The sequence below is a fragment of the Chryseobacterium sp. NFX27 genome (assembly GCF_049887855.1).
GTDB lineage: Bacteria > Bacteroidota > Bacteroidia > Flavobacteriales > Weeksellaceae > Chryseobacterium.
The window spans coordinates 49057-70053 of record NZ_JAGEKK010000008.1; the positions used below are offsets into that span (position 1 = coordinate 49057).

Consider the following 20997-nt stretch of genomic DNA (forward strand, 5'->3'; position numbering starts at 1 on the left):
TTTTAAAAACGCCTAATAATTTAAAATAAAAAGTAAAACATGAGCAGAATTTTTCCGGCAGGAGTTGCCACAGGTCAATTAGTTACTGATATTTTTCAGTATGCCAAAGAAAATAAATTTGCACTGCCTGCAGTAAACGTAATTGGTTCAAGCAATGTAAATGCTGTTATGGAAACTGCAGCAAAATTAAACTCTCCTGTAATTATCCAGTTCTCAAATGGCGGAGCTGCGTTCAACGCAGGAAAAGGATTAAGCAATGACGGCCAGAAATCAGCTATTTTAGGAGCTATTGCCGGAGCAAAACATATCCACACACTGGCAGAAGCTTACGGAGCCACTGTTATTTTACATACAGACCACTGCGCTAAGAAATTATTGCCTTGGATCGATGGATTATTAGATGCAAGTGAAGAGCATTACAAGCAGACAGGAAAATCTCTTTATTCTTCTCACATGCTGGATCTGTCTGAAGAACCTTTAGAGGAAAACTTGGAAATCTCTGCTAAATATTTCGAAAGAATGGCTAAAATGCAGATGACTTTAGAAGTTGAGATCGGTGTTACAGGTGGTGAAGAAGATGGTGTAGACAATTCTGATGTAGACAATTCCAAATTATATACTCAGCCTGAAGATATAGCTTATACTTATGAAAAATTAAAAGCTATTTCTGACAATTTCACTATTGCAGCCGCTTTCGGTAATGTACACGGAGTTTACAAGCCTGGAAACGTGGTTCTTACCCCAAAAATCCTTGACAACTCTCAGAAATTCGTTCAGGAGAAATTCGGAACAGCTGATAAGCCGGTTAACTTTGTATTCCACGGAGGTTCCGGGTCTACTTTAGAAGAGATCAGAGAAGCAATCGATTATGGAGTCATCAAAATGAATATCGATACTGATCTTCAGTTTGCTTACACAGAAGGAGTTAGAGATTATATGGTTAACAATATTGATTATTTAAGAGCTCAAATCGGAAACCCTGAAGGAGAAGAAAAACCAAACAAGAAATTCTATGATCCAAGAGTTTGGGTAAGAAAAGGGGAAGAGACTTTCTCTACAAGACTGGTTAAAGCGTTTGAAGACTTAAATAACGTAAATACTTTAAAATAATTTTTGTAAAAAGAAGAATGTATAAAGTACAGAGTAGATTAATGCTTTTGTCTTTATACATTTTACCTTTTACATGATACATTAATACAGACAAAAAATGGCATTCGACTGGTTTAAAAGAAAAGCAAAAAACATTACCACCTCTACTGATGAAAAAAAGGACGTTCCCAAAGGCCTTTGGCATCAGACTCCATCAGGAAAAATTGTGGAGCATGATGAATTGAGAAGAAACAGCTATGTTTCTCCTGAAGACGGGTTCCACGTAAGAATAGGAAGTGCTGAATTTTTTGAGATCCTTTTTGACGAAGGTAAGTTCACCGAACTGGATGCCAATGTTGAAAGTATTGACATCTTAAATTTCAAAGATACCAAGCCTTATAAAGACCGTTTAAAAGAGGTAAGAGCTAAAACAAAACTTACAGACTCTATCAGAAATGCTGTAGGAACCGTAAAAGGAACTGAAATGGTGGTTTCTTGTATGGATTTTGCTTTTATCGGCGGATCTTTGGGCTCTGTAATGGGAGAAAAAATCAGAAGAGCAGTGGATTACTGTATCGCCAACAAACTTCCGTACATGATCATCTGTCAGTCCGGAGGGGCAAGAATGCAGGAAGCAACTTATTCTCTGATGCAGCTTGCTAAGGTACAGGCTAAACTGGCCCAACTTTCTGAAGCAGGGCTTTTATACATCGCTTACCTTTGTGACCCTACTTTTGGAGGAATTACAGCTTCTTTTGCTATGACAGCAGATATTATCATGGCTGAGCCGGGAGCACTGATCGGTTTTGCAGGTCCGAGAGTAATCCGTGAAACAATCGGAAGAGATCTTCCTGAAGGTTTCCAGACCTCTGAATTCCTACAGGAAAAAGGTTTTGTAGATTTTATCGTAAAAAGAACTGAAATTAAGGATACGGTAGCTAAAACAGTAAATTTATTAGCTGTAAACGCTTAAGATCTGTAACAAACAACATACAGTCTCTCTCTAATTAGGGAGAGATTTTATTTATGAGGACTTTCAAGATTTTTTTTAATACCATCCGAAGCATGAGTCTGAAAAAGATCATGCGTCTTTTATCGCTTATTCTTCCCCATCCTCTTTTTGCTTTATTAAGCTTCCATGCCACGATGCAGGCTTTTACCATTGCTCAGAAAAAATTTCCTAAAACAGCCTCAAATAATGGCATTGGAAATGCTTTCAGGCATGCGCTGTGGTGCTGTTTTATTATGATGTACTGCTGTAAGGTTTCCTCTCCGGAAAAAGCTCTGGATTTCTGTAAAAGAATTACGGATATGCATGAAGAACTGTTTCCAAACGAGCCTTTGGAAACGAAAATGGATCTCCACAACAACAAGATTGGTATGGATTATTTCATGGAACTGCTTCCGGGAATCCACCGCCAGTTTTTTGAAAAAAGTTTTTTTATCGACAGCCTGGCTAAGAAAATGGATGAGGCTAAGGTTCTTAAAAGCCTGGATGATGATTTTGAGGGATATCTGGTGTATCTAAATGACTAAGATTTAGAACGCTCGATTTCGCTCAGTATAACATTGGATATCAACTTTTAAGGAGCAGAATAACCTTCTGTCATCCTGAGCGAAGTTGAAACAGCTCAATATAAATCATAAAATCAGCGGAGTTTATAAAGATCTTTTTCCTCAATTTCCTTTTTATTTATTATCTTTTCTAAAATTTTAATTTAATCGAATGGTCCTCAGCAGAATTTGGTCGGCTTTCATTATCATCGCCATTGCCATAGCCAGTATTAAATACGTTTCGTCCGGCCACTACAAAACCATCTTTAATGATATGGTGGTAGGAAAAGGAGGTGACACGGTTCAGGTCGCTTCACAGCAGATGAATACGCTTACTCCGCTTGTCAGGGACAGCCTGATGAAAAAAAACGATTTTGCAGACCGCAGGATCCATTATAAAACAGACTCTCTAAAACAGAATGTAAACGTCTACAGAATTCAGGAAGCAGACGGCGTGATCGGAACTTCCGAAACCGCAGTAAAGATATGTATTGGCCTGATCGGGATTATGACTTTATTTATGGGATTCATGAGCATTGCGGAAAAAGCAGGCGGAATTAATCTTTTAAGCCGCTTTATACAGCCTTTTTTCTCAAAATTATTTCCTGAAATTCCTAAAAACCATCCGGCTTTCGGGCATATGCTGATGAATTTCAGTGCCAACCTCCTGGGTTTGGACAATGCCGCTACCCCATTTGGATTAAAAGCTATGGAAAGTCTTCAGACTTTAAATCCCAATAAAGATACTGCCAGCAATTCGCAGATCATGTTTCTGTGTCTCCACGCGGGAGGAATGACATTAATTCCAGTTTCTATTATCGCGATCAGGGCTTCAATGGGTTCGAAAACTCCAACCGATATTTTTCTCCCCTGCATGATTGCCACTTTTGCGGCGACACTCGCAGCTATGATCATCGTATCTCTTTATCAGAAGATCAATCTGCTTCGCCCGGTAGTAATTGCTTATGTGGGCGGAATTTCAGCTCTTATTGCGCTTCTGGTTGTCTATTTGGTTCAACTTAGTAAGGACGAGCTGGATACGTTCAGTAAAATATTAAGTAACGGACTGATTCTGTTCATTTTTCTGGCGATTGTTTTGGGTGCTGTTTATAAAAAAATCAATGTTTTTGATGCATTTATTGAAGGCGCAAAAGAAGGCTTTACCACCTGCGTCAAGATCATTCCCTATTTGGTAGGAATGCTGATCGCAATTTCTCTTTTGAGAACTTCAGGCGTTTTCGATGTAATTATTGATGGAATGAAGTGGGTAGCCAACACCGCCGGCTTTGATCCAAGATTCGTGGACGGACTTCCGACTGCCTTGATTAAACCTCTCTCCGGATCGGGAGCGAGAGGAATGATGGTGGATACTATGGCCACATTTGGAGCAGACAGTTTCCAGGGGAAGCTTGCAGCAGTTCTTCAGGGAAGCTCAGATACCACGTTTTACGTGATCGCAGTATATTTTGGAGCAGTAGCCGTGAAAAACACAAGATACACGGTAATTGCCATGCTTCTGGCAGATTTGGTAGGAGTTATTACTGCAATTGCGCTGGCGTATTTGTTTTTTGCTTAATGAGCAATGGTGGCTTCGAGTGCCTCAGCCACCAGAACTCCGTATCCATATGAACTAAATAAAGATATTAAAATAAATATTATCAAAAAGCCACGACTGGGATTTGTAGGTGGCTGAGGCACTCGAAGCCGCCATTAACTTTAAACATCGAACCTTAAACTTTGAACCAAAAATGATCACAGATAAAGAATTCACATTAAGATTAATACGACAGTTAACCCAGGCATTGGAAAAACTGATCTTAGATAAGCCTGAGGAAAGTTTAATGCAGAAAGAACTGGATTTTGATTCTTTAATGAAAGATATTTTCAAGATAGATTTCGCAGAAATTTCTTCAAAAACGAAAGAAGAGATCATTGCCATTGTTAATGAAAGGCAGGAAAGAGACCATAAAGACTATTATGAAATGCTGGGAAACCTTTTTTACTTTAAGGGTAAGCAGGAGGATAACAAAGACTTTTTAGACAAGTCAAAAACATTCTATGAGCTTTATCTCCAGACCAGCGGGATTTTCGCCCTTCCTGTGATCAACAGAATCAATGAAATGAAAAAAGCACTTGAATAAAGTGCTTTTGTATTTTAGAATGTGATTTTATATGTTCCGGTAGAGGATGTAGCGGCCTTTTCGGCTTTCACATACTTTTTAACCCATGATACGCCTGTAGAAGAAATACAGGGATCTGATGTTCCTCCCGATCTCCTTGCAGAAATTACATTTCCAGCTTTATCTACGGTATAAGCAATGGTAATTGTTCCGCTTGCCGTGCAGCTGTTACTTGGCTGTGCGCCACCTCTTCCCATAGTTCCCGGAATATATCCAATTAACTTTCTGTCAATTCCTACTTTACTGTCCCCGTTTCCGTCTCCTCCCAGAGGATCTCCTGCGTTTCCTATTCCACTACCCGTACCCTGGCTTCCGGCTTTCGTTCCTCTTCCCCTGATCAGGTTTCCAATCGCTGCGTTTCCTTTTCCGTCACCACTTCCTGTTTTAGAATTGGCTGTTGTTGCTCCCGTTTTTTTAGTATTCTTAGAGGCACTTGAACTTGTCGATGTCTTTTTGTCTGTCTTTTTGGATTCCTCCTTCTTCGGAACACTTACTTTCGAATTGTTTCCTGTAAGTACTTTTTCCTTCACCTCTGTTTTCTTTGGTTCAGGTGCAGGTTCAGGCTTTATAACCGTTTTTGTTTCAGGCACAGCCGTTTCTGCCGGCTCGGAAGTTACTTCTTCAGTAGCTGCAGCAAGGCTTCCCGGCTGATCAGCGGGTTCTTCAATTCCGTTTCCGTTCCTGTTATCCCCGAAATTAACAAGCATTGTTGTTATCACTTCATCCGGTTGCTTATCCAATTCCGGCTTCAGTTTATAAAGAAAAACAAAAAGCAAAATGGCGGACCAGATGAGGACAGAAAGTATGGCACTTTTTATCCTGTCTTTGTTTTGCTCATTTTTGTTTACAGTGTAACTTCTCATCTTAAATGATTCTTTCCGGCAGTTCCGGAGACGTTATTTATCTTTAACCGTTGCAATAGCAATATTAAATTTATTCTTTTCAGCAATTTCCATGACAAAAACAACGTCTTTATGCATGGTATTTTCATCTGCACGGATGGTAAATGATTTATTCGTCTGACCCGTCAATTTACTGACAATTACTGATTCCAGCTGTTCTCTCGTAACAGGGTTATCATCAACAAAATAAGATCCGTCCGGCTTAATACTTACCGTTAAAGGATTCGGAATATTATCTTCTATTGCCCCCGCTTTCGGCAACTTTACATCAATTGCACTCTGATTGGCGGCTGATGAAGTTATCATAAAAAATATCAGCATCAGCAAGATAACATCTGTCATCGCTGCTAAACTGAATTCCGGATTCGCTTTATTTCTCCTCTGAATTTTCATCTGTTTCTTTTTACTTTTTTAATGGTCAGATGGAATCGCTTAATACATTATTATCTGAAAGGCCAAAAGGCTCGTAAGCGATTTCATAAGAAAGATTTATAAAGGTTTGTTGATAAGGTCTAAAAATTCTCCGGACATATTCTGTGTTTTCAATACAAATTTATCAATTCTTGTTAAAAGTATATTGTAAAAAAAGTTAGCCGGAATAGCTACAGCCAAACCTACAGCTGTCTGTCCTAAAGCTGTATAAATACCTTCAGATAAAGTCTTAGGCGAGAAAGATCCTGTGGCATGGGAAAGGTTGAAGAAAGCGATGATCATCCCGATAACCGTTCCTAAAAGTCCTAGCATTGGTGCAATACTCGGCACCACAGCCAAAAGATTCAGATTCTTCTCCATATTTGCCACCTCTACCTGAGCCTGAGATTCCATCGCACTTACAATATCAGAAACGGGACGTCCCAATCTTGAAATCCCTTTTTCTAAAATTCTTCCTTCCGGAGAATTCTGTCTTTTACAGTAATCCGCTGCCGATTCTATCTTTCCTTCTTTGATAAAATCTTCAATATTCTCTATGAAATTGGCATCTGTTTTTGAAGTCAGCCTTTTAATAAAGAAAAAACGTTCAAAGAACAGATACAGTGAAAATACACCCAAAGCGAGAACGACAAACATTACAATTTTAGCAAAAGCCCCTCCGTGGAACATGATTTTCCAAAATGAAAATTCTAAATCGTCTGTTGCAACTGCTGGAGCAGTAATCTGTGCAAATAAAATCTGAGTAAGTTCCGTTAACAGCATTAATGTAAATTTTTATAAAATTTTAACGACAAATGTAGTGGAATATTATGAATTGCTCTCTTAAAAATTGTTTAAAAACAACTTAAAATTTGTTATTATTAAGAGACAGCAAATTTCTTTCCAAAAGAAATTTTGAAAAGAAATTATTATAAAAAGATAAAGAAAACGGTTAGTCTTCGTCTATATTAATTTGGTCCTGCTTAAATTCACATTTGAGACGGAATGGGATGGGTGTATCAGATCCTGTATAGAAGTCGTCTATAGTTCCTTTCCAGATCACCTGAAGCTCACCTTCTTCATTTTTCTCAAACAGGAGTTCATTATCGTAGATAAAGGCATCCTCATCATCAAACAAATCCACTTCTGTATAAGTTTCTTCATCAGAATCATTGATTTTGATCGTTTTCCCTTCAATCTCCTTCGATTCTATCGGAAAATCAAAAATTTCAAGTGAAAGTTGCGGAAAGTTGTACTGTAATGAATCATCATCTACATGATCCAAACTGTCATCCGTTATAATTTCAACCTCTAATAAATGTTGCTGGTTGCTGTAGACCGCCTTACAATAAGTGTTTCTAATATTGTATTTTAGGGTCTCCTCCGGATGGTAAATTTTTAAAATCCCTTTCATTATTTCTTAAAAAAGAGCTGTAATAATATGATTGTTAAACGTTTTAGACAAAGATAAAAAATTGATTCAAAGTTAAAAATTTTTTGAAAATTATTTTTTTAAATCATTATGATTGATTATTCCGCATATGCCAATAATACTTACTTTTGTTTCATAAAGATTCTGAAAATGAAAAACATTTTATCAAAAGGTATTTTGGGACTGGGACTGGTGATCAGCATGGCAGCCTGCAAAAAATCTGATTCTCCTTTAACGAAGGTAACGCCTACCAATATGGATTCTATTGCGTCCAACTATTATGAGCAGTATCTTAAACTCTACCCCTTAGAAGCTACTTCTCAGGGAGATACGAGGTATAACGACCAGCTTCCTATTAATATTGACAGGGATTTTATTTCCGGAGAGGTTGCTTTTTACAATTCTGTCCAAAAACAGCTGGAAAACGTTGATTATAAAGGCCTTTCGGATGATGAAAAGGTTGTTTATGATGTTTTGGATTATACCTTAAAAGATAAAATTGAAGCATACGCCTATCATCCCGAATATATCCCTTTTACACAGTTTGGAGGTCTTCCCCTGAACTTCCCGCTGTATGGAAGCGGAGAAGGAAGCCAGCCTTTTAAAACTGAAAAGGACTATAATGACTGGCTGAAAAGAATGGAAAAATTTCCTGACTGGATGAACGCCGCCGCAGAAAATTTCCGTGAGGGAATCAACAATAAGATTGTCCTTCCTAAAAAACTGGTTGTCAAAATGATCCCTCAAATGAGAGCTGAAGAGATCACCACAACCGATCTGGAGAAAAACATTTTCTACGGACCTGTCAGAAAATTCCCTAAAAGCTTTACCAAGGCACAAAAAGACAAATATTCAGCTCTTTATGCTGATGCTATTACAAAAAAGATCATTCCGGCCTATACCAAAATGGGAACATTCCTGGAAAAAGAATATCTTCCGAAAGCACGGGATACAGATGGCTACAACAGCCTTCCGAACGGGAATGAGATTTACAGATATTATGCTAAAAGCTGGACAACAACAAAGAAAACTCCTGAAGAGATCAACAAAACAGGATTACAGCAGGTGGCAATGCTCCGCGCAGAAATGGAGAAAGTAAAGCAGCAGGTTGGCTTTACCGGAACACTGGAAGACTTTATTAACTTTGTGAAGACCGATCCTAAAGCAATGCCTTATAAAACTTCTAAAGAGGTTCTGGATGGATTTAACGGCATTTTAGCAAAGATCACTCCTAAGCTGAAGACTATGTTCAGTGTAACGCCAAAAACGAAGTTTGAAATCAGACAAACGGAAAAGTTCAGGGAAGCCAGTGCCAGTGCAGAATACATTCAGGGAACTCCGGATGGAAAAAGACCGGGCATATTTTATATGCCGCTTCCGGATCCTGCCAAATTCAATGTAACCTCAGGGATGGAGTCTCTTTTCCTTCACGAAGCTATTCCAGGGCACCATTATCAGGTTTCTCTTCAGCAGGAGAATACCAAGCTGCCTAAGTTTATGAGATTTGGATGGTTTGGCGCTTATGGTGAAGGCTGGGCACACTATTGCGAGACCTTAGGCCCTGAATTCGGCCTGTATACGGATCCTTACCAGAAAATGGGGTATCTGAGCGACCAGATGCTGAGAGCCGTAAGACTGGTTGTAGATACCGGAATTCATACGGGAAGCATGAAAAGAGAGGAGGCCATTAAATATTTCCTGAGCAATATTTCCTATGATGAAGCCAGCGCGACCGCGGAAGTGGAAAGATATATGGCAATGCCGGGCCAGGCACTGGGATATAAGATTGGTTCTCTCCGTATCCGCGAGCTTAGAGAACAGTATCAGAAAGAGCTTGGAAAGAAGTTTAATTTAGCAAGCTTCCATGATGAGATTTTAAGCCAGGGATGCCTTCCTCTTGATGTTTTGAACAGAAAGATGGAGCTTTGGGCAAAAAAACAGAAATAAATTGCTTTAAACGGATCAAATTAAAGATGGGATGATTAATTTTAATGTCCCATCTTTTTGTTTGAAAAGCTTAACGAGTTAATAATAGAAATTACTATGATCATAGAAAGCCTAAGATCTCTTTACAGCAGAGATTTAAATAAATTAAAAACAGAAATAGAATCTTATCAGAATGAAAATTCTATCTGGAAAACAGATAAAAACATTGCAAATTCTGCGGGAAATCTCTGTCTGCATCTGGTTGGCAACCTCAACAATTATATTGGTGCAGAGCTTGGTAAAACCGGTTATATCAGGAACAGGGAACTTGAATTTTCATTAAAAGATATTTCAAGGGCTGAACTTATTGAGAAAGTAACAGCAACCATAGCTATGGTAGACAATGCACTCAATAAATTAACGTCAGAAGATCTCGAAAAGGAATACCCTCTTGTTGTTTTCGGAGATACCATGACAACAGGCTACTTCTTAATTCACCTGATCACCCATCTGGATTATCATTTGGGCCAGATTAATTATCACAGAAGACTGCTGGATTTCTAATTACATAGCTTTTAACCTTGAAATCAAACAATTAATAAAAACCCTTCTCGCCAAATGAATAAACAGATAAAGAAGTTGTAATTATCCATAAAAAAGCACCATTTTTATGGTGCTTTATATCAAATTTGAAATTGATAAATTATTTTATATTCTTAAAAATAACGTATTTTATTTTTCAAACATCATTTTAGTAATAAAATCCTTCTCTCCTTTTCCTCTGGCCGGCGAATATTCTCTTCCGTAGAAAATAATCTGCAGGTGAAGCTTGTTCCAGACCTCTTCAGGAAATATTGCTTTAGCATCTTTCTCTGTTTCTACGACATTTTTTCCGGAAGTAAGCTTCCATTGCGTCATCAGTCTGTGGATATGAGTATCCACAGGAAAAGCCTGAAATCCGAAGCCCTGGCTCATCACTACAGAAGCTGTTTTATGACCTACTCCCGGCAGTGCTTCCAGTTCTTCGTAAGTTTGGGGAACTATCCCGTTATGTCTTTCCAGTAAAAGTTCTGCCATTCTTTTAAGGTTCTTAGCTTTGGTATTGGACAGTCCAATCTCTTTGATCAGCTCTTTGATCTGATATTCCTCCAGTCTGGCCATCCTTTGCGGCGTGCCTGCCACCTCAAACAAGGCGGGAGTTACCTGATTTACTTTTTTATCAGTGGTCTGTGCAGAAAGCGCTACAGCTACCATGAGTGTATAAGGATCGGTATGATCCAGCGGAATGGGTGTTGTAGGATATAATTTATCCAATTCTCTCTGAACGAGCTCCGCTCTTTGCTTTTTTGTCATTTAACCATTAAATTTGAACAAAATTAATTCATTATGCTGAAAGTAGGAGATAAATTACCTGAATTTGAAGGAACAAATCAGGATGGAGAAACAATAACCTCATCGAAATTAATCGGAAAGAAATTAGTCGTTTTCTTTTATCCTCAAGCCAATACTCCTACATGCACTGTGGAGGCCTGTAACCTGAGCGACAATTATTCAAAGCTTGAAAAGGCCGGATTTCAACTTCTTGGCGTGAGCGGAGATACGGTAAAAAAACAAAAAAACTTCCATAGTAAATTTGCTTTTCCCTATGATCTTCTTGCTGATGAAAACCATGACGTTATCGAAAAATTCGGGGTCTGGCAGGAGAAAAAAACATTTGGAAAAACATATATGGGCATTGTAAGAACTACCTTTATTTTTGACGAAAACGGAATATGTACAAGAGTAATAGAAAAAGTAACCTCAAAAACGGCTGCAGAACAGATTTTGGAGAAATAAGTTTTTATTTTAATGTTCTTAATAATGAAAAAGTAATTGCCTTTAAATAAGAATCGGCGGCCTTTGGCCGCCGATTCTTATTTTTTAATATCAATTCATCTTACTGCTTCGTCTCGTAATACATAAGTTCTTCATCCTCATTTGGAAGCGTAACATAATTTTTGAATTCAAGTCCTAATTTTTCAATCAGCTTCTGAGAAGAAAAGTTATCCTTTGAAGTAATGGCTGAGATCTTTTTCAGACCAAATTCATCCATTCCTATAGATTTCACCTTCTCTGCAGCTTCATACGCATATCCTTTACCTTCAAATTCCTCCAACAGAGAAAATCCTATATCCACGATCTCCAGACCTTCCCGCTCAAAGATGCCTACCCCTCCTATTTTTTCACCTGTATCTTTGGTAACAACCAGATAATTTCCGAAGCCCAATTTATCAAACTGCGGAAGAAATCTGTTTCTGATATAGTTTTCTGCATCCAAAACAGTCTTAATCTGGCGGTCACCAATGTATTTAATAAACTTTGGTCTGTTATAAAGCTCAAAAATAAACTCCCCGTCATCTACAGACATAGGCTGGATGATCAGTCTTTCCGTTTCGTAAATATTATTTTCGTTTGGTAGATTTTTTAGGCTCATCTTTTGGTTCTTCTTTTTTCTGGATTTTTAAAAGCCTTGGATTATTGGCACATTTCTTATTGTAAAGCTCAATATAGGTTCCATTATCTTTTACATTAGAAACAGCTCCTGTAGCCTTATTCACAGTCAGGGTATAATGGGTTTTCTGGTAAGGGCACTCTTTTGAAGTAAGCTTTCCCAGATCCAGGTAATAATTGGCAGCATCTTCATAATAATTACCGGCAACATCTTTAAACTCTTCATCCACCATATATCCGTCAGCTGTCAGAACAATGGCTGCTTCTTCAGCATTATCAATTTTCCCGACAAATTTTTTCAGGCCTTCAAGATCTGTAATGTAATTCATTTTCCCCCCTGAACCGTAGGCAATATAATAAAAGCTGTCTTCGTCAGGGAATAAATTAAACCCTGAAAACTGTGGGGTATAGTATGGTTTTCCGGCAGATGTTCTGAGCTCCTGATTTTTTCCGTAACTGTTATAAACAAGAACCCAGGAATCTGTCCTGTCGTTCGGAATGATCTTTTGTAAAATATTCGGAATCCCGGAAAAGTTTTTCTTGCTCTGAGAGTATCCTAAAAATCCCAAAAGCAGAAGTATAAGAGCTATTGATCGTATTGCGGTTTTCATCATAATTCAAAAATCAGCAGAAAGATAGCAATATTACATGAATTTATCTCCTTTCTTAAAACTTTTCAGATCAAGAACATAGTCTTTGATCAGCTGATCATTGTCTCTGGGACATATCAGCAGTGCTTTATCTGTGTCTACAACAATAAAATCCTCAAGACCGTCAATGATCACGGCTTTATTATTGTTCTTAAGGCGAATAATGTTTCCTTTGGAATTATAATTCAGGAAATGCCTTAGCTTTACGGCATTTCCATTCTTATCCTTTTCAGTATTTTCGTATACAGAAGTCCATGTGCCAAGATCACTCCATCCAAGATCTGAAGGAATGACATATACATTTTTTGCTTTTTCAAGGATTCCGTTATCAATGGAAATTTTCTGAACTTTCGGATAAATAGTTTCAATACAGCCATCCTCTTTTTCAGAATTATATTCACAGGCCATGAAGTGCTGCATCATCTCAGGAAGATACAGTTCAAATGCATGATGAATGCTTTTCACGTTCCAGATAAAAATTCCTGCATTCCACAGGAAATCACCGCTTTCTAAAAAGCTCTGTGCAATTTCAAGAATAGGCTTCTCTGTAAAGGTTTTAACTTTAAAATAATCTGATCCTTTCTTTTCCACAAACTGGATGTATCCGTATCCCGTATCGGGTCTTGTAGGCGTAATACCCAGGGTTACCAGATAATCATGTCTGGCAGCAAGATCAAAGGCAAGCTTCACTTTCTCCAGGAATACCTCTTCTTTTAAAATCAGGTGATCTGCCGGAAGAACAATCATGGTTGCTTCCGGATTAATTTCAGCAATCTTGTTGGCCATGTACAGGTTACAGGCCGCTGTATTTTTCATCAGGGGTTCCCCCACAATATTTTCTTCAGGAATTTCCGGAAGCTGCTGATGGGAAAGCGCAACATATTCTTTATTCGTGATCACGAAGATCTGCTCTTTAGGAATAATCCGGCTGATTCTGTCATAAGTCTGCTGAATCATGGTACGCCCTGTCCCTAAAATATCCTGAAACTGTTTTGGAAATTTCTGTGTACTCATAGGCCAGAACCGGCTGCCGATTCCTCCCGCCATGATGACACAGTATCTATCTGATTTTAACATTCTTGCCTACATTTTTCAACCCTAGCCAGAGGCTTGAAAGAATACTTTCTTCCTGTAGCCAGATTCTTACAAAGATAGTTTTTTTTAATCAGACCTTCTAATAAATACTTTTCGTTCCGGTATATAAAAAACTCTCCTTTCTGAAGCTCTTCAATGAAATGCAGTCTATCATCTTGTTTCTCAGTATGAAAATACCTTACCAGATCCGGGCTGGCCATAAAATTGGCCTTTGGGGATTTTGAAAATCTTACGATGATCGGTCTGAGATCCTCGTCATAAATCTCAAGGCTTTCAAGAAGCATGTTTCTAAATGTTTCTTTCCATTCATTTCCGTGCGGTGATATTCTTCGTCCGTATTTTTCAAAAGCAATCAGATGAGCCAGCTCATGGGTAAGGACAAAGAAAAAAAGCGGCGGCGTCAGTGTTGAATTGACGGTTATTTCGTGGGAGTTATCAGGAAGTTTTCTGTAATCTCCCAACTTAGAATTTCTGCCGCGTGTTACTTTTATATGAATATAATACTCCGAAAACCAGTTCCTTAAGTATTTATGCGTGTTTTGAGGTAAATATTTTTCTAATGACTGGATAGACATTTTACAAAGTTAATGGAATTCCTGAATAGAAATTCAACAGTTTAAGACTGAAAAGATAATTATATTTTGCCTGGGCAACAGATCCCTGGGCATTGGCGTAGTTATTTCTGGCTACATTCACATCATAAATTGTTGATCTTCCTGCCGCATAACTTTTATCTGCAAATTCTAAAGCCAGTTTGGTACTTTTCTCAGTTTCTACTGCTGCAAGGAAGGTTTCATAATTGGCATCTGCATCAAACTGCGCTTTCTGCACATTTTGTCTTACCGTCTGCTTCTGTTGTTCCAGGGTATTTTTAGCGACACTCTGGTTAATTACAGACTGCTCTACCTGCAGCTTGGTAATTCCTTTGTTGAAAATAGGAATATTCAGGGAAAGTCCTATATTCTGTCCGAAATTATCTTTATACTGCTGGAAAAAAGTGGGATCATTAACAGGGTTCCCAAGCTGGTCGTAGTTTTTACTTAACATATTATTATAGAACGAAGAAACCCCGGCATTCGCAGTCAGTGTTGGCCAAAATCCCGTCTTGGTTACTTCCGTCTGTGCTTCAGCAGACCGGATTCTGCTTTCGGCAGCTTTTATCTGCGGTTGGTTTTCATAGGCTGTCGTAAGAACATCATCCACAGACTTAAGTTGGGACGGCAGTGTATCGGAAACAGGTACATCTTCCACATCAAAGCCTTTATATTCGGGAAGCTGTAAAAGCTGAACAATGGCAAACAAAGCTCTTCCTACATTTATTTCCGCAGTTTTAAGATTCTGCTTTTCTCTTGCTAAGGCTGCTTCTGCTTCTGCCAGGATAGTTTGTGCAGTGGTTCCTACCTGGGTTGTTATTTTAGCCCGGTCATATTGTTTCTGAGCATTTTCTACCGCACTCTGGGAGATCTTAACAATTTCCTTGTTCAGAAGAACAGTAAGATACTGCTGTGCAATCTGTAGAGAAATATCATTTTTAATGGTTTCTATATCGTATTGGCTGGCTTCTACATCAAACTGTATTTTTCTGATGTTTTTCTCTAGTCTGCCATTATTGTAAAGCAGAACATCCGCACCCAGGTTCGCACTGTTGTTGAACCTGTCATTCCTGATACTTCCCGTACCCAATGGAAGCTGCCCGAAACCTACTGAATTGGACATTCCTGCGGACACGGAAGGCAGGTATTCTTTTTTAGCCATTTTAAGGTTAGCATCCTGGATCTGCTTAGAATATTGATTTTGGATAACCTGAAGATTATGCTCCACAGCATAGTCTACACATTCTCTTAAGGACCATTTCTTCTGAGCGCTTAGTCCCAGACAACTTAATCCAAAAACGATAATCCAACCTTTTTTCATATTAATAATTTTCAATATTAGACGAGCCAAATATAAAAAAGTTACAGTTTAAAAAAATTATTGTTTCATTTTAATAAAACTTTTGAGAATTTTGTATCATGACAACCGAACAATATCAGGAATCTGTCGACTGGCTTTTCGTACAGGCTCCCAACTATCAGACTGACGGGCTGAAGGCCTATAAACCCGGATTAGATAATATTATAAAGCTGTGTTCTTTCTTTGGAAACCCACAGGAAAAGATACAATGCATCCACATCGGAGGCACAAACGGAAAAGGGTCTACCAGTAATATGCTGGCCTCAGTTCTGCAGGAAGCGGGATACAAAGTCGGTTTATACAATTCCCCGCACCTTATTGATTTCACAGAACGCATTAAGGTGAACGGTAAAAACTGCAGCAAAGAATTTGTTTATCATTTTATCCAAAAACTGAAAAGTCTTCCTGAAGATATCCTTCCTTCTTTTTTTGAGTTTACCACCATCATGGCTTTTGAATATTTTTATCAGCAAAAGGTAGATTTTGCCATTATTGAGGTCGGGCTTGGCGGAAGGCTGGATTCAACGAATATTATTAAGCCTTTGGTAGCTGCAATTACTAATGTACAGCTGGACCACCAGAATATTTTGGGAGATACTATTGAAGAGATTGCTGCTGAAAAGGCTGGAATCATCAAAACCCATATTCCGATAATTTCGGGAGATGAAAATAAGACTGTTAAAAATATTATCAGGCAGAAGGCAGATCAAGAAAATGCACCTTTTATTGACGCCACACTGATACAATCTGAGCTGGGTTCTGATCTTAAAGGCAATTATCAGAAGAAAAACATCCGCGTTGTTCTTGCCCTGATTAAAGAGTTAAAAAAAATAAACATTCCTGTTTCTGAGAAAAATATTGAGAAGGGACTTCTTCATGTCCATCAAAACACAGGGTTTATCGGGCGCTGGTTCGAGTTTTCAAAAGATCCGCTTACAATTTGTGACACCGGGCACAACCAGGCGGGACTGGAATATGTATTTTCTCAACTGAACTCCATTGACAAGCATAAACACGTTATTTTAGGGTTTGTGAATGATAAAAAAATAGATGAAGTAATGGCTCTTCTTCCCGAAAATTCTGAATTTTATTTTGCCAAACCATCCATCAGCAGGGGAAGAGATCCGGAAGACTATGAAAATCTCTTACAGGAAGCAAAAATTTCTTATACTATTTTCAATTCAGTACAGGAAGCGTATCTTTCTGCAAAAGAGCGATGTACAAAAGAAGAAGTGATTTTCATCGGCGGAAGTAATTTTGTAGTGGGAGAATTTTTAGAAAAAAATTTGGAGATTTCTGAATAAGTCGTATATTTGCACCACTCTAAACGAGGAAACAAGTATAGGGGCTCTTAGCTCAGTTGGTTCAGAGCATCTGGTTTACACCCAGAGGGTCGGGGGTTCGAATCCCTCAGGGCCCACACAAAGGTAACTGAAGCCTTTCAAAAAAAATTCAGGGCTCTTAGCTCAGTTGGTTCAGAGCATCTGGTTTACACCCAGAGGGTCGGGGGTTCGAATCCCTCAGGGCCCACAAAATCTCTCAGGAAACTGGGAGATTTTTTTGTTTAATAGAAATATCAAGATATTACTCTTTCATATCTTTGATAAGCAATCCTAATTTGTAAAGATCAAGATAATACAGATTGTCATTACCTTTTAAAAGTTTCGACTTAAGGGCATACAATGTTTTATCAGCTAAAAACAGTTCGATAAAAGACTTAAAAAAAAGCTTATTGTACAGCCTTACCAATTTGACTTCAGACAATTTTGGCTTCAGACTCTTGTCTCTAAGCATTTTGGTTAAGCTTTCTACAGATTCCGCTACTTTTTCAAGATAAATAGTATTAGTTTCAAGATCATTATTAAGAATCGGGTTATCTATGTGATTTATCTTTATTTTTTCAGATTTTAGGTCCATCGCAAAAAGAAGATCTTCATACCCGTATTTTTGAAAGTCAGGATTGAAATGTATTTTTTCAAAGACCTCTCTTTTAATAATAAAATTGTTGGTCTGAAAACTTAAATAAGGTTTACTCAAACGAAGCCCGAGAGGCAGATTTTCCCTTTCAATAGCAAATTTCCACCTTAAATAATATTCAGGCCCCGGAGCGTGTCTCAAAACACTTCTGCCTCCATAAATAACCTTTGTTTCCTGATCTTTTTGTATAAACTCTGTATATTTTTTTAAGAAATTTTTGTCTGTAATTTTTCCGTCACAATCCAAGAATAACAGATACTCCCCTTCCGCGTACTTTTGAAAAAGGTTACGTATTCTTGATCTGCCAATATTTTCTTCAAGAAAAATGAAGTTTTTAACCTCATTTTGAAGTACTTGATTAGTCTTTTTATAGTTTCCAAGAGAAGCATCGTCAATCAAAATAATTTCTGCATCGATTCCGTTAGTACCAATCTCTTTCTTTAAATCAGATACAAGCCCACGGACATCAAAATTATAGACAGGAATACAGATTGACAACAACATTATAATTGAATTTTTTCAACGATCTTCTGGAGATTAAGCTCTTCAAGACAAGCCCAGTCACCGCGGTAACATTCTTTATCTCCAAAAACAGAGCAGGGTCTGCAGGTAAGATCGGTCACCTGGACCACATCTTTTTCACTTTGTCCGAAGCCCAGAAACCCCGCATAAGGATGTGTTGCGCCCCAAACGGAGATACATCGGGTTCCCATAAGGCTTGCAAGATGCATATTGGCAGAATCCATAGAGATCATCAGTTCCAGTTCAGAAATTTTCTGAAGTTCTTCTGCAAGATTCAATTTTCCTGAAAGGCTTTTGGTATTCGGAATTTCACTTTCCCATTTTTCAAGGGTTTCCGTTTCTTTTTTACCTCCGCCAAAGAAATAGATGGTTTGTTTTTTTGAAAGAATTTTTGCCAGCTCATATGATTTTTCCAAAGGAAGCATTTTTCCTCTGTGCTGTGCAAAAGGAGCCAAGCCAATCCCCGATTTTTGTCCCGATGCCGGCCTAAGCTTATGAGAAAGCTCTACTTTGAAACCCATCGCACGAAAAACATCTGCATAACGCTCAACCGTCTTTTTTAGCTGAACTTTATTCAAGTTCCATACGTCGGTAAGCTCTTCTTTTTCTTCTTTTCCTTTGTTTATTTTAAAGACTTTAAATCCTTTTCTTCTGTAGATTCTATCCAGGATTTTGGTTCTGATCACGTCATGAAGATTGGCTATAAGATCAGGGTGAAATTCTTTGATCAGCTCATTAGCCAGTCTTCTCAACCCAAAGATACCCTTATAATCATCAAGGTTAATTCCTTTAAATATAACATTGGGGATATCAGCAAATAAGCTTTCAAAATTTTTCCTGGAAACCATAACAATCTCCACATTAGGGTTCTGTTCCAGAAATTCCCGAAAGACAGGCGCCGTCATTGCGACATCGCCAAAAGCAGAAAAACGATATGCTAGAATTCTGGTCACGGCTACGATTTTAGCTGATAGGCAACTGCGTAAAATTTGATCTGTTTTGTCATCGCCATTAGTCCGTTTGCTCTGGACGGCGAAAGAAATTCCTGAAGCCCGATCTCTGAAATGAATTCAAAATCAGAATCTAAAATTTCCTGAGTGGAATGGCCGCTGTAAATGCTTACCAGAAGAGAAACAATACCTTTCGGAAGAATTCCGTCGGAATCTGCATCGAAAAAAAGCTTACCATCTTTAAATTCAGCATCAATCCATACCTTACTCTGGCATCCTTTGATTAGATTATCATCTGTTTTGCGATTTTCAGGGAGTCCTTTTAACTCTTTTCCAAGATCAATAATATACTCATACTTTTGTTCCCAGTCATCAAGAAACGCAAACTCTTCAATGATTTCCTGCTGTTTTTCTTTAATGGTCATTTTTTTTAACAAATTTTTAATGCAAAGATACCATTTTTTATAAAGATTATTTATTTTGATGCTTTTTCAAAAACTTTCAGCAGTTTTATTTCTTCATTTTCCCAGCAAAATACTTTAGAAGCCTTTTCCAGTTCATCCTGATAGCTTCTTCTCCCTTTATCAAGGATTTTCTGTACGGCAGCAGCAATATTTTCAGGCTGGTGGTCTTTGATAATTTCCCCTACATCAAATTGCTTTTTGATATTCTGCATTTCGGGAAGATCCGACAGCACTAATGGGACACGGGACTGGATACAGTCTAAAACCTTGTTCGGAAGTGAATAAAAGTAACTTTCACCTCCATTTTCTTCGATACTCATCCCCACATCAGCGGTTACTGTTATTTTTCTCAGATCTTCCGGTTTTAATTTTCCTAAGAACTGAACTTTATGTTCAAGTTTTTCTTTACTGACGAGATCTTCATATTCTTTTTTTCTCGGACCGTCCCCTGCTATCTTAAAAATCACACCATCAAGATGATGCATTGCCAAAATAGCTTTATCAATACCCCGAAAAGGATTAATCGCTCCTTGATATAAAAATATTTTAGGATTATTTTCGGGAATTTCAATTGTAAAATCCTGTCGTCTGGGTGCATTTTGGATGACTACCGGATCAGCTCCGTATTTCTTTTGGAACCATTTTGCATAACTTCCGCTGGCTGTCATCATAAATTTAAGCCTGGGTATAACTTCTTTTTCTAAATACCTCCACAATTTTTGTGACATTTTGCCCTGAATTGCAGGCATTTCTGAAAAAATTTCATGACTGTCAAAAACCAACGGGATATTTAATTTTTTGGAAATAAGATAATTGGGCAGCAGTGCGTCAACGTCGTTGGCATGAAGAATTGTGTTATGATCTGCTTTTTTCTTTAACAGATGATACAGTTTCCAGTTAAATTCAAAGTAGGCGGTTTTTAAACTTGTGGAAGATAAATGTATCCTTGAAAACGGATAAGGCCGCTCCATAGATTCCGCTCCTTTCCAGTCATTACCTATCAGCTCTATCTGATAACCGTTCTCATATAAAGTCCTGCATACCTTTTCTATTCGCTGGTCTGTATACAGATTACTGAAAGCAGAGGTAATTATTTTTTTCTTCATTACTTTTTATTTCCGGCCAGCAAATGATACACCTGAATAAAGCAGATCAGTCCATTGGGGATAATAACCGGCCAGAGCATTCCGTTGAAGATACCATAAATGACAAAGCAGATACAGCCTATCATATTGACTATTCTAATTTTCCTTACATCTTTTAATATAAAACTCAATACTATAAAAATGGATGCAGAATAACCAATATATGTAGTAATTTCGGGATTCATGGGGAATTTTTAAAGGATAACAAACTTAATCATTTTCAATAAGATAATAAAATTTTTTCTGCCATAAAGTCA

Annotated in this window: 24 protein-coding genes and 2 tRNA genes; 11 read left to right on the top strand and 15 right to left on the bottom strand. The window is 38.0% G+C overall.

Going from position 1 to position 20997, the window contains the following annotated elements; translation table 11 throughout:
* Positions 1 to 39: 39 nt before the first annotated feature.
* The 5 genes from fbaA to J4Q03_RS10710 all read left to right on the top strand — a co-directional run bounded on the left by fbaA (position 40) and on the right by J4Q03_RS10710 (position 4784).
* On the top strand, positions 40 to 1110 hold the full coding sequence (gene fbaA / locus J4Q03_RS10690; RefSeq protein ID WP_426048167.1) for a class II fructose-bisphosphate aldolase: 1071 nt from the start codon (positions 40 to 42) through the stop codon (positions 1108 to 1110).
* 97 nt (positions 1111 to 1207) lie between these two features.
* On the top strand, positions 1208 to 2062 hold the full coding sequence (gene accD / locus J4Q03_RS10695) for an acetyl-CoA carboxylase, carboxyltransferase subunit beta (RefSeq protein ID WP_034739627.1): 855 nt from the start codon (positions 1208 to 1210) through the stop codon (positions 2060 to 2062).
* Between the two features lie 53 nt (positions 2063 to 2115).
* Entirely contained in the window at positions 2116 to 2625 is a 510-nt protein-coding gene (locus J4Q03_RS10700; RefSeq protein WP_426048168.1) for a DUF6973 domain-containing protein, read from the top strand.
* Positions 2626 to 2815: 190 nt separating this feature from the next.
* On the top strand, positions 2816 to 4219 hold the full coding sequence (locus J4Q03_RS10705) for a nucleoside recognition domain-containing protein (RefSeq protein WP_426048169.1): 1404 nt from the start codon (positions 2816 to 2818) through the stop codon (positions 4217 to 4219).
* A 172-nt stretch (positions 4220 to 4391) separates the two neighbouring features.
* Positions 4392 to 4784, top strand: coding sequence for a hypothetical protein (locus J4Q03_RS10710; RefSeq protein ID WP_426048170.1), 393 nt, complete (start codon positions 4392 to 4394; stop codon positions 4782 to 4784).
* A 14-nt stretch (positions 4785 to 4798) separates the two neighbouring features.
* On the opposite strand, the gene J4Q03_RS10715 is transcribed toward J4Q03_RS10710, so the two are convergent.
* From J4Q03_RS10715 to J4Q03_RS10730, 4 genes are all read right to left on the bottom strand, one after another.
* Positions 4799 to 5686 (bottom strand): ferric siderophore ABC transporter substrate-binding protein, encoded by an 888-nt coding sequence (locus J4Q03_RS10715; RefSeq protein ID WP_426048171.1) that lies wholly within the window; start codon positions 5684 to 5686, stop codon positions 4799 to 4801.
* Positions 5687 to 5719: 33 nt separating this feature from the next.
* Entirely contained in the window at positions 5720 to 6118 is a 399-nt protein-coding gene (locus tag J4Q03_RS10720) for an ExbD/TolR family protein (protein ID WP_426048172.1), read from the bottom strand.
* A gap of 96 nt (positions 6119 to 6214) precedes the next feature.
* Entirely contained in the window at positions 6215 to 6919 is a 705-nt protein-coding gene (locus J4Q03_RS10725) for a MotA/TolQ/ExbB proton channel family protein (RefSeq protein WP_426048173.1), read from the bottom strand.
* 169 nt (positions 6920 to 7088) lie between these two features.
* Positions 7089 to 7550 (bottom strand): hypothetical protein, encoded by a 462-nt coding sequence (locus tag J4Q03_RS10730; RefSeq protein WP_426048174.1) that lies wholly within the window; start codon positions 7548 to 7550, stop codon positions 7089 to 7091.
* Between the two features lie 168 nt (positions 7551 to 7718).
* Between J4Q03_RS10730 and J4Q03_RS10735 the strand changes: the two genes are divergently transcribed.
* Together J4Q03_RS10735 and J4Q03_RS10740 are read left to right on the top strand one after the other, a co-directional pair.
* Positions 7719 to 9515, top strand: a complete 1797-nt coding sequence (locus J4Q03_RS10735) for a DUF885 domain-containing protein (protein ID WP_426048175.1) — start codon at positions 7719 to 7721, stop codon at positions 9513 to 9515.
* 96 nt (positions 9516 to 9611) lie between these two features.
* Positions 9612 to 10058, top strand: coding sequence for a DinB family protein (locus J4Q03_RS10740; protein WP_426048176.1), 447 nt, complete (start codon positions 9612 to 9614; stop codon positions 10056 to 10058).
* A 168-nt stretch (positions 10059 to 10226) separates the two neighbouring features.
* On the opposite strand, the gene J4Q03_RS10745 is transcribed toward J4Q03_RS10740, so the two are convergent.
* Positions 10227 to 10847 carry an endonuclease III domain-containing protein gene (locus J4Q03_RS10745; protein ID WP_426048177.1) on the bottom strand — a complete coding sequence of 207 codons (621 nt, stop codon included), beginning with the start codon at positions 10845 to 10847 and terminating at the stop codon, positions 10227 to 10229.
* A 33-nt stretch (positions 10848 to 10880) separates the two neighbouring features.
* Here J4Q03_RS10745 and bcp point away from each other — a divergent pair, with 33 nt between their 5' ends.
* Positions 10881 to 11330 carry a thioredoxin-dependent thiol peroxidase gene (bcp, locus tag J4Q03_RS10750; RefSeq protein WP_426048178.1) on the top strand — a complete coding sequence of 150 codons (450 nt, stop codon included), beginning with the start codon at positions 10881 to 10883 and terminating at the stop codon, positions 11328 to 11330.
* Positions 11331 to 11430: 100 nt separating this feature from the next.
* On the opposite strand, the gene J4Q03_RS10755 is transcribed toward bcp, so the two are convergent.
* The 5 genes from J4Q03_RS10755 to J4Q03_RS10775 are packed head-to-tail and all read right to left on the bottom strand — an operon-like array spanning position 11431 to position 15643.
* Positions 11431 to 11967, bottom strand: a complete 537-nt coding sequence (locus J4Q03_RS10755) for a GNAT family N-acetyltransferase (protein ID WP_426048179.1) — start codon at positions 11965 to 11967, stop codon at positions 11431 to 11433.
* Positions 11936 to 12598: a hypothetical protein gene (locus tag J4Q03_RS10760; protein ID WP_426048180.1), complete on the bottom strand. Its 663-nt coding sequence runs from the start codon at positions 12596 to 12598 to the stop codon at positions 11936 to 11938. The genes J4Q03_RS10755 and J4Q03_RS10760 overlap by 32 nt, the downstream gene beginning before the upstream one ends.
* A gap of 30 nt (positions 12599 to 12628) precedes the next feature.
* Entirely contained in the window at positions 12629 to 13711 is a 1083-nt protein-coding gene (locus J4Q03_RS10765; protein WP_426048181.1) for a mannose-1-phosphate guanylyltransferase, read from the bottom strand.
* Entirely contained in the window at positions 13705 to 14304 is a 600-nt protein-coding gene (locus tag J4Q03_RS10770) for a SprT-like domain-containing protein (protein WP_426048182.1), read from the bottom strand. The genes J4Q03_RS10765 and J4Q03_RS10770 overlap by 7 nt, the downstream gene beginning before the upstream one ends.
* Position 14305: 1 nt before the next feature.
* Positions 14306 to 15643 carry a TolC family protein gene (locus J4Q03_RS10775; RefSeq protein ID WP_426048183.1) on the bottom strand — a complete coding sequence of 446 codons (1338 nt, stop codon included), beginning with the start codon at positions 15641 to 15643 and terminating at the stop codon, positions 14306 to 14308.
* Between the two features lie 98 nt (positions 15644 to 15741).
* Between J4Q03_RS10775 and J4Q03_RS10780 the strand changes: the two genes are divergently transcribed.
* The 3 genes from J4Q03_RS10780 to J4Q03_RS10790 all read left to right on the top strand — a co-directional run bounded on the left by J4Q03_RS10780 (position 15742) and on the right by J4Q03_RS10790 (position 17212).
* Entirely contained in the window at positions 15742 to 16986 is a 1245-nt protein-coding gene (locus J4Q03_RS10780; RefSeq protein WP_426048184.1) for a bifunctional folylpolyglutamate synthase/dihydrofolate synthase, read from the top strand.
* A 41-nt stretch (positions 16987 to 17027) separates the two neighbouring features.
* A tRNA-Val gene (locus J4Q03_RS10785) sits at positions 17028 to 17102 on the top strand.
* A 35-nt stretch (positions 17103 to 17137) separates the two neighbouring features.
* A tRNA-Val gene (locus J4Q03_RS10790) sits at positions 17138 to 17212 on the top strand.
* 54 nt (positions 17213 to 17266) lie between these two features.
* Here the strand turns inward: J4Q03_RS10790 and J4Q03_RS10795 are convergent.
* Genes J4Q03_RS10795 through J4Q03_RS10815 form a run of 5 tightly spaced genes read right to left on the bottom strand, consistent with a single transcriptional unit; the run spans position 17267 to position 20925 of the window.
* Entirely contained in the window at positions 17267 to 18163 is an 897-nt protein-coding gene (locus tag J4Q03_RS10795) for a glycosyltransferase family 2 protein (RefSeq protein WP_426048185.1), read from the bottom strand.
* Positions 18163 to 19134 carry a glycosyltransferase family 9 protein gene (locus J4Q03_RS10800; RefSeq protein ID WP_426048186.1) on the bottom strand — a complete coding sequence of 324 codons (972 nt, stop codon included), beginning with the start codon at positions 19132 to 19134 and terminating at the stop codon, positions 18163 to 18165. The genes J4Q03_RS10795 and J4Q03_RS10800 overlap by 1 nt, the downstream gene beginning before the upstream one ends.
* A gap of 2 nt (positions 19135 to 19136) precedes the next feature.
* Complete coding sequence (locus J4Q03_RS10805; RefSeq protein ID WP_426048187.1) at positions 19137 to 19556, bottom strand: SufE family protein; 420 nt, start codon at positions 19554 to 19556, stop codon at positions 19137 to 19139.
* A 50-nt stretch (positions 19557 to 19606) separates the two neighbouring features.
* Positions 19607 to 20701, bottom strand: a complete 1095-nt coding sequence (locus J4Q03_RS10810) for a glycosyltransferase (protein WP_426048188.1) — start codon at positions 20699 to 20701, stop codon at positions 19607 to 19609.
* A complete protein-coding gene (locus tag J4Q03_RS10815; protein ID WP_111954019.1) occupies positions 20701 to 20925 on the bottom strand; it encodes a uroporphyrinogen decarboxylase in 225 nt (74 codons plus the stop codon). Before J4Q03_RS10815 ends, J4Q03_RS10810 begins: the two co-directional genes overlap by 1 nt.
* Positions 20926 to 20997 lie beyond the last annotated feature (72 nt).

Excerpts from the sequence above, each read along its gene's own strand:
- J4Q03_RS10725 (WP_426048173.1), bottom strand. The coding sequence starts at position 6,919 with ATGCTGTTAACGGAACTTACTCAGATTTTATTTGCACAGATTACTGCT.
- J4Q03_RS10770 (WP_426048182.1), bottom strand. The coding sequence starts at position 14,304 with ATGTCTATCCAGTCATTAGAAAAATATTTACCTCAAAACACGCATAAA.
- J4Q03_RS10730 (WP_426048174.1), bottom strand. The coding sequence starts at position 7,550 with ATGAAAGGGATTTTAAAAATTTACCATCCGGAGGAGACCCTAAAATAC.
- J4Q03_RS10755 (WP_426048179.1), bottom strand. The coding sequence starts at position 11,967 with ATGAGCCTAAAAAATCTACCAAACGAAAATAATATTTACGAAACGGAA.
- J4Q03_RS10765 (WP_426048181.1), bottom strand. The coding sequence starts at position 13,711 with ATGTTAAAATCAGATAGATACTGTGTCATCATGGCGGGAGGAATCGGC.
- J4Q03_RS10745 (WP_426048177.1), bottom strand. The coding sequence starts at position 10,847 with ATGACAAAAAAGCAAAGAGCGGAGCTCGTTCAGAGAGAATTGGATAAA.
- accD (WP_034739627.1), top strand. The coding sequence starts at position 1,208 with ATGGCATTCGACTGGTTTAAAAGAAAAGCAAAAAACATTACCACCTCT.
- J4Q03_RS10805 (WP_426048187.1), bottom strand. The coding sequence starts at position 19,556 with ATGACCATTAAAGAAAAACAGCAGGAAATCATTGAAGAGTTTGCGTTT.
- bcp (WP_426048178.1), top strand. The coding sequence starts at position 10,881 with ATGCTGAAAGTAGGAGATAAATTACCTGAATTTGAAGGAACAAATCAG.
- J4Q03_RS10715 (WP_426048171.1), bottom strand. The coding sequence starts at position 5,686 with ATGAGAAGTTACACTGTAAACAAAAATGAGCAAAACAAAGACAGGATA.
- J4Q03_RS10795 (WP_426048185.1), bottom strand. The coding sequence starts at position 18,163 with ATGTTGTTGTCAATCTGTATTCCTGTCTATAATTTTGATGTCCGTGGG.
- J4Q03_RS10815 (WP_111954019.1), bottom strand. The coding sequence starts at position 20,925 with ATGAATCCCGAAATTACTACATATATTGGTTATTCTGCATCCATTTTT.
- J4Q03_RS10740 (WP_426048176.1), top strand. The coding sequence starts at position 9,612 with ATGATCATAGAAAGCCTAAGATCTCTTTACAGCAGAGATTTAAATAAA.
- J4Q03_RS10735 (WP_426048175.1), top strand. The coding sequence starts at position 7,719 with ATGAAAAACATTTTATCAAAAGGTATTTTGGGACTGGGACTGGTGATC.
- J4Q03_RS10720 (WP_426048172.1), bottom strand. The coding sequence starts at position 6,118 with ATGAAAATTCAGAGGAGAAATAAAGCGAATCCGGAATTCAGTTTAGCA.
- J4Q03_RS10810 (WP_426048188.1), bottom strand. The coding sequence starts at position 20,701 with ATGAAGAAAAAAATAATTACCTCTGCTTTCAGTAATCTGTATACAGAC.
- J4Q03_RS10710 (WP_426048170.1), top strand. The coding sequence starts at position 4,392 with ATGATCACAGATAAAGAATTCACATTAAGATTAATACGACAGTTAACC.
- J4Q03_RS10700 (WP_426048168.1), top strand. The coding sequence starts at position 2,116 with ATGAGGACTTTCAAGATTTTTTTTAATACCATCCGAAGCATGAGTCTG.
- fbaA (WP_426048167.1), top strand. The coding sequence starts at position 40 with ATGAGCAGAATTTTTCCGGCAGGAGTTGCCACAGGTCAATTAGTTACT.
- J4Q03_RS10780 (WP_426048184.1), top strand. The coding sequence starts at position 15,742 with ATGACAACCGAACAATATCAGGAATCTGTCGACTGGCTTTTCGTACAG.
- J4Q03_RS10705 (WP_426048169.1), top strand. The coding sequence starts at position 2,816 with ATGGTCCTCAGCAGAATTTGGTCGGCTTTCATTATCATCGCCATTGCC.
- J4Q03_RS10760 (WP_426048180.1), bottom strand. The coding sequence starts at position 12,598 with ATGATGAAAACCGCAATACGATCAATAGCTCTTATACTTCTGCTTTTG.
- J4Q03_RS10775 (WP_426048183.1), bottom strand. The coding sequence starts at position 15,643 with ATGAAAAAAGGTTGGATTATCGTTTTTGGATTAAGTTGTCTGGGACTA.